Raw genomic sequence first — 14,420 nt, 5'->3', positions numbered from 1 at the left:
TCAGCGCAAGGGGCGAGCTTCTGTCAGATCGCGACCTGCGTACCGATCTCTACCACACGGCCGGTCGGAATCTGGAAATATTCCGTCGCGTCCGACGCCGTTTTCGCCAGGCCGATGAACAGCCGATCCTGCCAGATCGGCATGCCGGAATTCGGCGAGGCTTTCAGCGAGCGCCGCGACAGGAAGAAGGACGTCGTCATGATGTCGAACTTCCAGCCCTGCTTGCGGCAGATGGCCAAAGCGCGCGGAATGTTCGGCTGTTCCATATAGCCGAAGGTCAGCGTCACGCGCATGAACAGCTCGTTGACCGTCTCCAGCTTCACCCGTTCGCTGTCGGGCACCACCGGCTGCGGCGCCGTCACCACCGACAGGATGACGTTCTTTTCGTGCAGCACCTTGTAGTGCTTCAGGCTATGCATGAGCGCGGTGGGCGCGCTCAACGGATCGCTGGTCAGGAACACGGCGGTGCCGGAGACCAATTGCGGCTTCTTCTTCAAGAGGTTCGCCGCCAGGAAATCGAGCGGGATCTCGTTGCGGCGCGTCTTGTCGAACAGATAGCGGGTGCCGCGCACCCAGGTCCACATGCCGAGGATGATGGCGAAGGCCACCGCAAGCGACGCCCAGCCGCCTTCGAACACCTTGACGATGTTGGAGGCGAAGAAGCCGATGTCGATGAAGGCAAACATCGCGGTGAGTGCAATGGCCGGCCAGATATTCCACTTCCAGATGCGCGTCATGACGATGAACAGCAGCGTCGTCGTCACCAGCATGTTGCCGGTCACCGAGATGCCATAGGCGGAGGCCAACTTGCTGGACTCGCCGAAGCCGACCACCAGCAGCATCACCACCACCGCCAGCAGCATGTTGACGCGCGGCATGTAGATCTGACCGGACTGTCTCTCCGACGTATGCAGGATTTCCAGCCGCGGCAGCATGTTGAGCTGCACGGCCTGCCTGGTCAGCGAGAAGGCGCCGGAAATCACCGCCTGGCTGGCGATGACGGTCGCCGCGGTCGCCAGGACCACCATCGGCATCAGCGCCCAGCCCTCGTTCATCTCGAAGAACGGATGACCGACCGTGCCGCCCTTGGCCAGCACATAGGCGCCCTGCCCAGCATAGTTCAAAAGCAGGCAGGGAAATACGATCGCCAGCCATGCCAGCACGATCGGCTTGCGGCCGAAATGGCCGAGGTCGGCATAAAGCGCCTCGGCGCCGGTAACGGCCAGGAAGACGGCGCCGACCGTGACGAAAGACACGTCGGGCGAATTGATGAAGAAGGCCACGATGTAATGCGGGCTGATCGCCCACAGGATTTCCGGATCCGAGATGATATGCTTCAACCCGGAAAGGCCGATCGCGAGAAACCAGATGGCGGTGACCGGACCGAACACCAGGCCAACGCCGCCCGTGCCGAAGCGCTGCACGGCGAACACGACGGCCAGAATGAGCAGCGTCAGCGGCACGACATAAGGCTGGAAGGCCGGCGTAACGACGTTCATGCCCTCGACCGCCGACAGCACCGAAATGGCCGGCGTGATGACGGCGTCGCCGAAGAACAGCGATGCTCCGACAATGCCGATGCCAAGCACGATTGCCGAGCGCGTCGCGAAAGTGCCGCGCGCCAACGCCATCAGCGACAGCACGCCACCCTCGCCGCGGTTGTCGGCGCGCAGCACGAACATGATGTATTTGATCGTGACCGTGATGGTCAGCGACCAGATGATTAGCGACAGCACGCCCAGAATGTCGGCGCGGTTGGCGACATCGCCGCCGGAGGACGCATGCAGCGCCTCGCGGAACGCGTAGATCGGGCTGGTGCCGATATCGCCATAGACCACGCCGAGCGCGCCCAGCATAAGCACCTTGGTGCTGTGCTGCTCGATCTCGGGATGGCTCGTTTGGTCGACGGGTTCGGCCTCAATACCACCATTGGCAAGAGCCATGGACGACACTCCGATAAAGCGCGGTGCTCTACGCTTGCTGCGGTGCAATATCAAGTGCCCCAGCGTGAAGGCTCCCATGTCGCCGACGCAGGGCTTGTTCATATACGAAACGGACGAAGGGCTTCATCCCTGGCAGATCGAAGCCCTCAGATCGCCACCTGTGTCCCGATCTCGACCACGCGCCCCGTCGGGATCTGGAAATACTCGGTTGCGTCCGCAGCCGTACGCGCCAAGCCGATGAACAGCCGGTCCTGCCAGACCGGCATGCCGGAATTGGGCGAAGCTTTCAGCGAGCGTCGCGACAGGAAGAAGGACGTCGTCATGATGTCGAACTTCCAGCCCTGCTTGCGGCAGATGGCCAAAGCGCGCGGAATATTCGGCTGTTCCATGTAGCCGAAATTCAGCGTGACACGCATGAACAGCTCGTTGACGGTCTCCATCTTGACCCTCTCGCTGTCGGGCACCACCGGTTGCTGCGCCGTCACCACCGACAGGATGACGTTCTTTTCGTGCAGCACCTTGTAGTGCTTCAGGCTGTGCATCAGCGCGGTCGGGGCGCTGAGCGGATCGCTGGTCAGGAACACGGCGGTGCCGGAAACCAATTGCGGCTTTTTCTTCGAGAGGTTCGCCGCCAGGAAATCGAGCGGGATCTCGTTGCGGCGGGTCTTGTCGAACAGATAGCGGGTGCCGCGTATCCAGGTCCACATGATCAGCCCCATGAGCGAAGCGACCGTGATCGAAACCCAGCCGCCTTCGACGATCTTGACGACATTGGCCGAGAAGAAACCGAGGTCGATGACGCCGAACAGCGTCGCCAGCGCGAGCGCAATGGCGAGCTGCCACCGCCAGCGCCAGCGCATGACGACGAACAGGAGGACCGTCGTCATCAGCATCTCGCCGGTGACCGAAATGCCGTAGGCGGAGGCGAGCGCGCTCGAGCTGCCGAAGCCGACGACCAAAAGCATCACGCCGAGCGCGACGAGCAGATTGACCCGTGGCATGTAGATCTGCCCGCTCTGCATCTCGGACGTGTGCTGAACCTCGATACGCGGCAGGAGGTTGAGCTGCACGGCCTGCCTGGTCAGCGAGAAGGCGCCGGAAATCACCGCCTGGCTAGCGATGACGGTCGCCGCGGTCGCCAGCACCACCATCGGCATCAGCGCCCATTCCGGCAGCATTTGGAAGAACGGATTGGTCGGCTTGCCGCCATGCGAAAGCACGAACGCGCCCTGGCCGAAATAATTGAGCAGCAGACAAGGGAAAACGATGGAGAACCAGGCCATCACGATCGGCTTGCGGCCGAAATGGCCGAGGTCGACATAAAGCGCCTCGGCGCCGGTCACCGCCAGGAACACCGCGCCGACCGTGACGAAAGCGCCTGTCGGAGTGGTCGCCAGATAGTAGACCGCATAGTAGGGGTTGATCGCCAGCAGCACTGACCAATCGTCCACGATATGGTAGAGGCCGGCAGCGCCAATTGCCAAAAACCACGTCGCCGTGACCGGCCCGAACACGGTGGCCACCTTGGCGGTGCCAAAGCGCTGCACCGAGAAAAGCACGGCCAGGATGACGAGCGTGATCGGAACGACATAGGCGTCGAGCGCCGGCGTGACGACCTCCAGGCCTTCCACCGCCGAAAGCACCGAGATGGCGGGCGTGATGATCGAATCGCCGAAGAACAGCGCCGCACCGCAAAGGCCGATCACCAGGATGAGCTTCGATCCCGGCGGATAGGCGCTTCGGGCAAGCGCCATCAGCGACAGCGTGCCGCCCTCGCCCTTGTTGTCGGCTCTCAGCACGAAGGCGACGTATTTGATGGTGACGATGATCGTCAGCGCCCAAACGATCAGCGACAACACGCCAAGCACATCGTTGCGCGCAACAACGCCGCCCGAAGCATGCAGCGCTTCGCGGAAGGCGTAGATCGGGCTGGTGCCGATGTCGCCATAAACGACGCCGAGCGCGCCGAGCATCAAAAGCTTGGTGCTTTGATGCTGCTCGGTTCCGGCATGGCTCGATTGCTGCAGGGCTTCCGTATCGCTGCTGGCGTTGGCTAGCACCATGGACCCCATTCTAACCGATTCACGATGCCCGCCGATTCACGATGGCCAGAGCTCGCCGCAATGCGCGAGAACCAAGATAACCGCCAAAGTTACGCAAGGCTTTATCGCCCTACCATCCACAGGCCTTCAAGAACCGTCCCACCGTGCCCGCCATGCCATACTCCAGCGCATCGGCTGTCAACCCATGACCGATCGATACTTCGGCCAATGCCGGGATACGTTTGGCGAGCGCCGGCAGATTGCCAACAGTCAAATCATGCCCGGCATTGACCTGAAGCCCGGCCGCTGCCGCGGCGTCGGCGGTTTTTCCCAATTGTTCCAACTCCTTGGCCGCCCTGGCTGAATCGGAATGAAAACCGCCATAGGGGCCAGTGTAGAGCTCGATACGGTCGGCGCCGGTGTCGCGCGCGGCGCTCACACTGGCAGGATCGGCGTCCGAAAACAGCGACACGCGAAAACCGCCTTTCTTCAATCGCTTGACGATCGGGGTGAGGAACGCGGCCTGGGCAACGAAGTTCCAGCCATGATCGGATGTCGCCTGCGCCGGATCGTCGGGAACCAACGTCACCTGTTCGGGCTGATTCCTCTCGACAAGCGCCAGGAAATCCTCGGTCGGGTAGCCTTCGATGTTGAATTCCGCCTTCGGAAACTCGTCGTCGATCAGCGCCCTTATTTCCGGCAGGTCGGAAAGCCTGGTGTGCCGTTCGTCGGGGCGCGGGTGCACCGTCAGCCCATGCGCGCCGGCGGCAAGCGCGATCCTTCCAAGTCCGGTGACGCTCGGCCATGGCAGGTCACGGCGGTTGCGCAGCATGGCGACGGCGTTGAGATTGACCGAAAGCTTTGCGGGCATGAACGAAATCCAGTGGATCGGCGGGCATCTATACCGCCTTTGAAGGGAACAGATAGAGGGTTTCGGGTGTTCCAGAAGATATGGTGGCCAACGCAAGGATTTGCCAGTGAACTACCTCGACGCCGTGCCGGCGATACGCCGCATCGATAGCGACCGCGACGAGCTTTTTGCCATCGACGTTGTCGGCGATGTCTCGCCGGCGGATGCTGAAAATCTGGTCGGCCTGCTGGAGGCCGCCTACGCCCTTCACACCAAGATCGACGTGCTGGTGCGGTTGACAGACCAGGAAAGCGTGGACTGGGCCAATATTGCGCAAGACACGCTCCGCCAAGGCGTCGCCGGCGCGCTCGAGCATGTCGTGCGCTGCGCGGTCATCGGCGACGCGGACGCTTCGGCCGCGGGTTTCTTCCCGAGAGTCTTGCCGTTCGAATTCAGGCACTTCGGCAGCGATGATGAAGCAGCCGCGTGGCAATGGCTCGACGCGACACCAGTTGCTAGCGAACCACCGTCAGCCGCTCGGCAGCGCGGGTGATAGCAGTGTAGAGCCAGCGCTGCCGCGTCTCCTTGAAGGCCCAGCTCTCGTCGAACAGAACGACATCGTTCCACTGTGAGCCCTGCGCCTTGTGCACGGTGAGCGCATAGCCATAGTCGAAATCGTCGAAACGCTTCTTCTGTTGCCAGGGGATCTCGGCATCCGGATCCTCGAATGCCGCCTTGAGCAGCTTGATCTTGGCGACGCCGCGGTCGGGATCGTCTTCCTCCGGCGAGACCAGAAGGTTGATGCCGGGCTTCACCGTCTCGCGCGACGAGGTCATCACCTTCCACAGCGAGCCGTTGAGCAGCCCTTTGGCCGGATCGTTGCGCAGGCAGACAAGCTTGTCGCCGGCCTGTGGATAGTCGGCATTGAACCCTTTGAGCTCGCGCAGACGCTGGTTATAGCGCCGCCGCGTACGGTTGGTGCCGACCAGCACCTGGTCGGCCTTCATCACCAGCTCTTGCGTGACGCCTTCCCTGCCGATCACCTGCGCGGCGCCATAATCGCCATGCATGAACTCGCGGCCCTCGCGCACGTCGAGCGCCAGCCGGATGATCGGGTTGTCGCGCGCCTGGCGATGGATTTCGGTCAACAGCACATCCGGCTCGTGCTCGGTGAAGAAGCCTCCGCCCGAGATCGGCGGCAGCTGCGCCGGATCGCCAAGCACCAGGATAGGCGTGCCGAAACTCAAGAGATCGCGGCCGAGCTGCTCGTCGACCATCGAGCATTCGTCGATGACGACGAGCTTGGCGCGCGCGATCGGGCTTTGCCGGTTGAGCGAGAAGGTCGGCGTCATCGAGGTCTTGCCGGTCACCTCGTCTTCCACCGACTCCTCGCCCTTGGGCCTATAGATCAGCGAATGGATGGTGCGGGCGTTGACCGCGCCCTTGGAGCGCAGCACTTGCGCCGCCTTGCCGGTGAAGGCGGCAAACTGCACCTGTCCATCGACATGCTCGGCGAAATAGCGCGCCAGCGTCGTCTTGCCGGTCCCGGCATAGCCGAACAGCCGGAAGATCTGCGGCCGGCCTTCCTTGAGCCAGCGCGCGACCGCTTTCAGAGCCTCGTCCTGTTGGGGAGAGAATTCCATCAGCGCGAGAGACCGGATTCGCAAGCGAAAGACAAGACAGCCGCTATCACATCGGCCACCGCCGGCGGCGAACTCAACGCCTACGACAGTATCAGGCTATCAGCCGCAAACAAGAACGTAAAGAGAACAAGTTGCCTTTGGCGCGCAGGTCAGGCGATGGCCATGGCAGCCGAAGGTCCGGGACCGTCGGGCGGCATGGGAACAGGGAGCATATCCGGCATAGCTGACGCTCAGGCCTGCTTGATTGGTCCCGCAGGCCCGTCGCTTACTATCGGAGACCTGGATCATTCTCCAGCAGGATCGGCTTGCCATGCGGCGTCGCATGGGCCGCGCGCTCCCAGGCGGCGGCAAGTGAATCGACATCGCTTTTTCCCGCAACGCCTCTGGCCGCCAGCAGCTTTTCCAGCGCCGCCAGCCAATGCTCGTAATAGTCGTGGCCGTCGCTTGCGGCATTTGGCTTCTTAACCTCGGCGGACAGAGCCTGCGCCCATTCGCTCCACGAAAACAAGCCCTTGTCATGCAGCGCCACCGTCATGGCAAAGGCTTCCGCCTGCCATGGCTCTGAAAACACCGGTTCGTCGAAACCCGCCGGCAAGGCGGCTTCATGCCGGCTCAAGATAGCTCTCCCAGGCGTCGATCGAGACGGTCAATGTCGGGTCGGCGCCCTCGCCCCAGATCTCACTCCCATCGAAGACCACGGTGTAGACCCATTGCGGATTTTCGCCCTTGCCATGCGCGTTGCTGTCGGGAAAGACAAAGCCGTCGCGAACGGCTTCGATGGTGCCGTTCTTGCCGCGCGCGTAGCGTGGCAGGCGCGTATGGCCGGTCGGGTTGAAATTCTTCGTCCGCACGCGGTCGCCCGCCTGGAACCGCGCCGGGGTGGCGATCGGGCGATCGCACGGGCCACCCTTGGCGAGCACGGCCGGCACATCGGCTGCCTTCAGCACTCTTTTCGGCGTCGCTGCCGGGTCGACAGCCTTGCCGGCGGCAAGGTCTTGCTCCGTCACGAAGCCGTGCCGCTTCAACAGCACTTCCAGCGCCTTGATCCAGATCTGATAGTAGCTTGAGGAATAATAAACGGCCGGATGCAGCGATTCCCGCGCATGGCGGCTCTCGTCGATGTTCCAGGCGCCCATGGAGCCGGCTGTCAGCGTCACGCCAAGCGCCCGCCTCTCCCAAGCGGCATGGAAATAAGGCTCGTCCTTCTCCGGCGCGATCGGCCCGAAACCCATCTGCCCGCCGAGATCCTGCGGCCCGTTCATGCCGGCGCCCTCTTTATCCCAGGCTCTTTGGCCACAGCCGTGCCGATCATCGCATCGCGGCTCACCAGCTCGGCGAGCTGTTCCTCGCTCCAGCCTTCGGTACCCTCCGGGCGCATCGGCACCACAAGATAGCGAAGCTCGGCGGTCGAATCCCAGACCCGGATCTTCCTGGTCGCCGGCAGCGTCAGCCCGAATTCTTCCAGCACGCCGCGCGGATCGATCACCGCCCGCGACCGGTAAGGCGGCGCCTTGTACCAGACCGGCGGCAGGCCGAGCACCGACCATGGATAGCAGGAGCAGAGCGTGCAGACGACAAGGTTGTGCGTCTCCTCGGTGTTGAACACCGCCTGCATGTGCTCGCCCTGGCGACCGGTATAGGAGAGCGATTCGATCGCCGCCGTCGCGTCGCGCTGCAGCCAGTCGGCGTAGGCCGGATCGCTCCAGGCCTTGGCCACCACCCGCGCGCCGTTGCGCGGTCCGATCTTGGTCTCGTAGGTGTCGACGATGACGTCGATGGCCGCCGGATCGATCAGGCCCTTTTCGGTGAGGATCGTCTCCAGCGCGCGACGCGCGCCGCAAACGGATCGAGCTCGTTGTCGTGGTCATGATCATGGGACATGACAACAGACTAGGATTGCCGGCATTTGGCCGCAAGCCTGACGGCTTGGGCCAGGGACGGCCGCCTATTCGGCGGCTCAGACTGCTGACAAACCCCTGGCATTTGCCGGGGGTTTTTGATTCACTGGGTCATGTTGAAGCGACCCGCCCCTGAACAGACCGCGCTTGAGATGGTAACGTTGGATCAGCTGGTTCCGGCTGATCACTTGTTGCGCAAGATCGATCGAGCGATCGACTTTTCCTTCATCCACGATCTGACAGCGCCCTTGTACTGTGCCGACAATGGTCGGCCGCCGCTCGACCCGACCTTGATGTTCAAGGCGCTGTTCATCGGCTACCTGTTCGGGGTGCGCTCGGAGCGGCAGTTGGTGCGCGAGATCGAGGTCAATGTCGCCTATCGCTGGTTCCTGCGGCTGAAGCTGACCGACAAGGTGTTCGATGCCTCGACGCTGTCGCAGAACCGACGCCGTCGCTATCAAGACGAGACGGTCGCGCAAGCGATCTTCGACCGCATCGTCGAACAGGCGATCGGGGTGGGGCTGGTGGACGGGACGGTGCTCTATACCGACAGCACACATCTGAAGGCCAACGCCAACAAGGGCAAGTACGACCTTGCCATGGTGGCCAAGTCGCGCGCCGACTACTGGGCCGATCTGGACCGCGCCATCGAGGCGGAACGGACGCTGCATGGCCAAAAGCCGCTGAAGGCCAAGGAGCGCAAGCCTGCGCAGAAGCAGACCAAGATCTCGCGCGCCGATCCGGATGCCGGCTACATGGTGCGCGAGGGCAAGCCGAAGGGCTTCTTCTACCTCGATCACCGCACGGTGGATGGGCGCTGCGGCATCATCACCGACACATACGCCACGCCGGCCAACGTGCATGACTCGATCGTCTATCTAGGCCGGCTCGACCGTCAGGTTAAGCGCTTCGGCTTCACCGTGGCGGCGGCGGGGCTGGATGCCGGCTATGCCACGCCGGGCATCGCCAAGGGCCTGGAGGACAGGAACATCAGCGGCGTCATCGGCTATCGCAACCCGACCCCGCCAAAGCCTGGCAAGATGAGAAAGAGCAACTTCGTCTATGAACCGGAGGCGGACGGCTATCGTTGCCCGCAGGGCCAGCTGCTCACCTACGTCACCACCGAACGCAGTGGCTATCGCCATTACAGGAGCGATCCAGCCATCTGCCGCGACTGTCCGCTGCTGGCCTCCTGCACATCAAACGCCAAGGCCGAGCGCACCATCACGCGCCATGTCTGGCAAGATGCCCGCGAGCGGGTCGACGCCAACCGGCTCACGGCTTGGGGCAAGGCCATCTACCGGCGCCGCAAGGAGACGGTCGAGCGCTCCTTCGCCGATGCCAAGCAGCTCTTTGGCCACCGCTACGCCCGCTTCCGAGGGCGAACTCGTGTCGCCTGCCAGTGCCTGATCGCAGCCGCCGCCCAGAACATGAAAAAGATCGCAATCAGCCTCTGGCCAAAGCTCAAACCGAGCCTCGCCTGAGGCCCATCGCCGCCAGCTGTCTCCTGACATCTCCTCCCGACACAAATTTGCTGAGCCAAATCAATCCGCAAAAACAAAACCCCGCCGAAAATCGACGGGGTTTGTCAGCGGTCTGGGCCGCCTATTCGGCGGCTGTCTTTTGCGCTTCGACAACCCCGTTTTCATCGTTGTCAAACAAGGAGGCCTGCCTGGCTGCTTCCGCCGCCTGCAAGGTCGGCCGGCTCTTCTTCGAGAACAAGCCAATCAGCCAGCCGGAGAAATTCTCCATGTAGACGTAGATCACCGGCGTCACGAACAGGGTCAGCGCCTGCGAGGCAAGCAGGCCGCCGACCACCGCGACACCAAGCGGCTGACGCAGCTCGGCGCTGGCGCCGGTGCCGAGCGCGATCGGGAACGTGCCCATCAGTGCGGCCAGCGTCGTCATCATGATCGGCCTGAACCGCATCAGGCAGGCCTTGTGGATGGAGTCCTTGGCCGACATGCCTTCTCGTCGCAATTCGAGCGCGACGTCGACCATCATGATGCCGTTCTTCTTGACGATGCCGATCAGCATCAGGATGCCGATCACCGCGATGACGGACAGGTCCATCCCGGCGAAGCGCAACGCGACGAGGGCACCGAGCACCGCCGAAGGCAGGCCGGTCAGAATGGTGAGCGGGTGGATGAAGCTCTCATAGAGAATGCCGAGCACGATATAGATGGTCAGGATCGCGCCGCCGATCAGCAGGCCCTGGTTGGCAAGCGAATCCTGGAAGGTCTTGGCCGTGCCGGCGAAGGACGTCGAGATCGCCGTCGGCATGCCGATCTGCTCCTTCAGCGCGCTGATGCGGGCCGTACTGTCGCCAAGCGCCACGCCTTGCGGCAAATTGTAGGAGATGGTCACGGCCGGAAGCTGGCCAAGCTGGTTGACCGTCAAGGCGCCGGCCGTGCGGTCGACGCGGGCGAAGGCGCCAAGCGGAACCAGGCTGCCGCTCGCCGTCCGCATCTGGATGGCGAGCATCCGCTCGGGCGACCATTCGATCTTGGGGTCGAGCTCGGTGATGACTTCATAGCTGTCGGCCGAGCCGAAGATCGTCGAAACCTGGTCGGTGCCGAAGCCGCCATAGAGAGCGGTGCGCAGCGTGTCGGTGTCGATGCCGAGCTGGGCCGCCTTGTCGCGATCCACCACCAGCGACGCCTGCAGCGCATTGTTCTGCAGGTCGCTGGTGACGTCGGTGAAGGTTGCATGGTCGGCCGCCATCGCGTCATTCAGTTTCTGCGCCCAGATATCGGTCTGGCCGGTATCGAGCCCCTGAACCACGAGCTGGTAGGCGCTGGCCGACGAGCGCGAGCCGAGCCTCAGATTCTGCACCGGCTGCATGTAGGTCTCGATGCCAGCCACGCCCGACAGTTGCTTGCGCAGGTCCGACAGCACCTTCTCGATATCGGGACGCTGGTCCTTGGCCTTGAGCTGGACGAAGAGCTGCCCCTGGTTGAGCGCATTGTTGCCGCTGCCGGCCGACCACGCCACATGGTCGACATAGGGTGAATGCGAGAAGACGCTGGCCACCTGCCCCTGCAGCTTGGCCATGGCGTCGAACGAGATGTCCTGGCGCGCGATGGTCGTCACCGAGATCTGGCCGATATCCTCCTGCGGGAAGAAGCCCTTCGGCGAGATCTGGATCAGCCACACCGATGCCGCCGCAGTGCTGATGAAGACGAGGAACACCAGGAAGGTGTGGCGCAGGCAGAAGCTCAAGACCCGATCGTAGCCGCGCGTGATGAAATCGCGCTTGTGGCCAGCACCGTGCGCCTCGCGGTCGGCCTTGGTGACCGACAAGAGCCGCGAGCACAGCATCGGCGTCAGCGTCAGCGACACGAACATCGACGCCAGGATGGCGACCGTCACCACGACGGCGAACTCGTTGAAGATGCGGCCGATCACGCCGCCCATCAGAAGCACAGGAATGAACACGGCGACCAGCGAGATCGAGATCGATATGATGGTGAAGCCGATTTCGCGCGCGCCCTTCAGCGACGCGTCGAAGGCCGACAACCCGTCTTCCTCCATGTGGCGGAAGATGTTTTCCAGCATCACGATGGCGTCGTCGACGACAAGGCCGACGGCAAGCGTCAGGCCCATCAGCGAGATGTTGTCGATGGAAAAGCCGAACAGGAACATCGCGCCAAGCGTGGCGATCAGCGAGATCGGCACCGCCACGGCCGGGATGATGGTCGCCGTCACCCGGCGCAGGAACACGAAGATGACCATCACCACTAGCGCGATGGTCAACAGCAGCGTGAACTGCACGTCGTTGACGGCCTGGCGGATCGAGGTCGAGCGGTCGTTGAGCAGCTTGATCTGGGCGGCGGCCGGCATCTGGTCCTGGAAGGACGGCAGCATCGCCTTGACCTTGTCGACGACATCGACCGTGTTGGCATCGGGCTGGCGCTGCACGGCCATGATGATCGCGCGCGTGCCATCGTACCAGCTCGCCGTCGTCGTGGTCTGCACCGAATCGACGACGCGCGTCACCTCGCCCAGCCGCACCGGGTGGCCGTTCCTGGTGGCGATGATGAGGTTGGAGAAGCCGGCGGCGTCGGTCAGCTGGGTGTTGGCGGTGATGGTCAGCTGCTGCTTGTTGTTCTGCAGCACGCCCAGAGGCGTGTTGCTGTTGGCCGATGCGACCGCCGCCTGCAGCTGGTCGATCGAGATGCCGCGCGCGGCAAGCGCGGTCGGGTCGATCTGGATGCGCACGGCGTATTTCTGCTGGCCGAAGATCGAGACCTGCGCCACCCCATCGATGGTCGACAGCGACGGCGAGATGACGTTTTCGGCAAAGGCGTCGAGATCGGTCAGCGGAACCGTGTCGCTGACCAGCGACATCAAAAGGATAGGCGCGTCGGCCGGATTGACCTTTCGATAGCTCGGCGGCGACGTCATCTGCGGCGGCAGCGACTTCTGCGTGCGCGCGATCGCGGCCTGCACATCGGCGGCTGCGGCGTCGATGTTCCGGTTCAGCACGAACTGGATGGCGATCGAGGTCTGGCCAAGCGAGTTCGTGGTCGAAATGGAATCGATACCGGCAATCGTCGCGAACTGCTTGATCAGCGGCGTCGCCACCGATGTGGCCATCGTCTCCGGCGAGGCGCCGGGCAGCGAGGCCGAGACGTTGACGACCGGGAATTCAGCGCTGGGGAGTGCTGCCACCGGCAGGAATTTGTAAGCGAACAGGCCACCCAGAACCAGGGCGAACGACATCAAAAGGGTGGCGACGGGCCTGCGAATGCAGAATTCGGAGATCATCGGGCCGCCTCGCCGGCGCCGCTCGCCTCGGCCACCTTGGGCGCGACAGCACTCGCCGTGGCCTTGCCCTCATGCACGGCGGCACCATTCTTCAGCCTGGTCTGGCCTTCCGTGACCACCTTCTCGCCGGCTTTCACCCCTTGGCTGATGGCGCTGTTGTCGCCTTCGGTCAGCGCCACCTGCACCGGCCGCATCTCGACCGTGCTGTCGGGTTTGACCACATAGACGAACGGTCCCTTCTGGCTGGGCTGCACCGCGACCGTCGGAACGGATGTCATCTGCGGCATGATGCCGGCGTCAAGCACGACGTTCACATACTGGCCAGGCCATAGCGAAAGATCGGCGTTCGGTATGCTTGCCCGCGTGGCGATCGTGCCCGACGCGGTATCGACACTGGAATCGACGAAATCCAGCGTGCCCTTGCCGATCGGAGTCGGGTCGCCGTCCTTGGTCAGGGTCACGGCGCCCTGCTGCGGATTGGCCAGCGCCTTATGAAGCAGGGCCAGGTTGCTTTCCGGCAGGTTGAAGTTCACCTGCAGCGGGTCCATCTGGGTGATCGTCACCAGCGGTATCGCCGTGCTGCTGTTGCCATTGCTGACGGTGACGAGATCGCCGACCGCGACGTTGACGGCTCCCAGCCTGCCGGCAATCGGTGCCGAGATCGTGGCAAAACCGAGCTGTACATTGTCGGCGTCGATCGTTGCCTTGTCGGCGTCGACAGTCGCGGCCGCCGCCTTCTGCGCGGCAAGTGCCTGGTCGTAGGTCTGCTGGGTGCCGGCCTGCTTGGCGACGAGGTCCTTGGCGCGCTGCAGATCGGAATTCGCGCTGATCTGCATCGCCTGGTCCTTGGCCAGAGTCGCCTGGTCCTTGGTCAATTGCGCCTTCAGCGCGCGGTCATCGAGCTGGAACAGAACGTCGCCGGCCTTGACCATCTGGCCGTCCTTGACGTCGATCGACACGATCTGGCTGGAGACCCGTGCGTTGATGTTGACCACCGCCGGAGAGGAGACGAAGCCGATGGCATAACGCCGGATCGGGAAATCGGCGGTCGTTGCGGTCGCCGAGACGATCGACGCAGAGCGGGCGCCATTGCCGCCAGCGGCCGGCTTGTCTCCCGCTGCTGCCTTGTCGCTCGACGGCTTGTCTGACGACGCGACCTGCTTTGCGCCGATGAGTTGCTGAGCCCGGTTCAGAGCGTCGGGCGACAGATAGAGCCAGACCGCGCCGATGCAGGCGAGCGCAAGCAATGAAAGGATGACTTTTCCACGCATCGA

At 63.2% G+C, this 14,420-nt stretch carries 10 protein-coding genes and 1 pseudogene; 2 read left to right on the top strand and 9 right to left on the bottom strand.

From position 1 onward, the window contains the following. Nucleotides 1-23: 23 nt before the first annotated feature. From ACVDG8_RS31945 to ACVDG8_RS31935, 3 genes are all read right to left on the bottom strand, one after another. Nucleotides 24-1,943: a potassium transporter Kup gene (locus ACVDG8_RS31945; protein WP_447252034.1), complete on the bottom strand. Its 1,920-nt coding sequence runs from the start codon at nucleotides 1,941-1,943 to the stop codon at nucleotides 24-26. 146 nt (nucleotides 1,944-2,089) lie between these two features. Next, entirely contained in the window at nucleotides 2,090-4,006 is a 1,917-nt protein-coding gene (locus tag ACVDG8_RS31940) for a potassium transporter Kup (RefSeq protein ID WP_447252033.1), read from the bottom strand. 109 nt (nucleotides 4,007-4,115) lie between these two features. Further along, on the bottom strand, nucleotides 4,116-4,856 hold the full coding sequence (locus tag ACVDG8_RS31935; RefSeq protein WP_447252032.1) for a pyridoxine 5'-phosphate synthase: 741 nt from the start codon (nucleotides 4,854-4,856) through the stop codon (nucleotides 4,116-4,118). Nucleotides 4,857-4,962: 106 nt separating this feature from the next. Between ACVDG8_RS31935 and ACVDG8_RS31930 the strand changes: the two genes are divergently transcribed. Next, complete coding sequence (locus ACVDG8_RS31930; protein WP_447252031.1) at nucleotides 4,963-5,388, top strand: STAS/SEC14 domain-containing protein; 426 nt, start codon at nucleotides 4,963-4,965, stop codon at nucleotides 5,386-5,388. On the opposite strand, the gene ACVDG8_RS31925 is transcribed toward ACVDG8_RS31930, so the two are convergent. The 4 genes and pseudogenes from ACVDG8_RS31925 to nthA form a co-directional block, all read right to left on the bottom strand. Continuing rightward, nucleotides 5,351-6,478, bottom strand: coding sequence for an ATP-dependent DNA helicase (locus ACVDG8_RS31925; RefSeq protein WP_447252030.1), 1,128 nt, complete (start codon nucleotides 6,476-6,478; stop codon nucleotides 5,351-5,353). The two genes, ACVDG8_RS31930 and ACVDG8_RS31925, sit on opposite strands and share 38 nt — an antisense overlap. A 268-nt stretch (nucleotides 6,479-6,746) precedes the next feature. Continuing rightward, entirely contained in the window at nucleotides 6,747-7,094 is a 348-nt protein-coding gene (locus ACVDG8_RS31920; RefSeq protein ID WP_447252029.1) for a nitrile hydratase accessory protein, read from the bottom strand. After that, on the bottom strand, nucleotides 7,081-7,740 hold the full coding sequence (gene nthB, locus ACVDG8_RS31915; RefSeq protein ID WP_447252028.1) for a nitrile hydratase subunit beta: 660 nt from the start codon (nucleotides 7,738-7,740) through the stop codon (nucleotides 7,081-7,083). Before nthB ends, ACVDG8_RS31920 begins: the two co-directional genes overlap by 14 nt. Further along, a pseudogene (gene nthA / locus ACVDG8_RS31910) lies at nucleotides 7,737-8,359 on the bottom strand (nitrile hydratase subunit alpha). The gene nthB and the pseudogene nthA overlap by 4 nt, the downstream one beginning before the upstream one ends. Nucleotides 8,360-8,489: 130 nt before the next feature. Here nthA and ACVDG8_RS31905 point away from each other — a divergent pair. Continuing rightward, on the top strand, nucleotides 8,490-9,860 hold the full coding sequence (locus ACVDG8_RS31905) for an IS1182 family transposase (RefSeq protein WP_447252026.1): 1,371 nt from the start codon (nucleotides 8,490-8,492) through the stop codon (nucleotides 9,858-9,860). 121 nt (nucleotides 9,861-9,981) lie between these two features. On the opposite strand, the gene ACVDG8_RS31900 is transcribed toward ACVDG8_RS31905, so the two are convergent. Next, nucleotides 9,982-13,146, bottom strand: coding sequence for an efflux RND transporter permease subunit (locus ACVDG8_RS31900; RefSeq protein ID WP_447252025.1), 3,165 nt, complete (start codon nucleotides 13,144-13,146; stop codon nucleotides 9,982-9,984). Next, on the bottom strand, nucleotides 13,143-14,417 hold the full coding sequence (locus ACVDG8_RS31895) for an efflux RND transporter periplasmic adaptor subunit (RefSeq protein ID WP_447252024.1): 1,275 nt from the start codon (nucleotides 14,415-14,417) through the stop codon (nucleotides 13,143-13,145). Before ACVDG8_RS31895 ends, ACVDG8_RS31900 begins: the two co-directional genes overlap by 4 nt. Between the last annotated feature and the right edge of the window lie 3 nt (nucleotides 14,418-14,420).

Source organism: Mesorhizobium sp. ORM8.1 (genome assembly GCF_053005525.2).
Note: the sequence above shows the minus strand (reverse complement) of the source record. Positions and strands in the feature narration are given on the sequence as shown.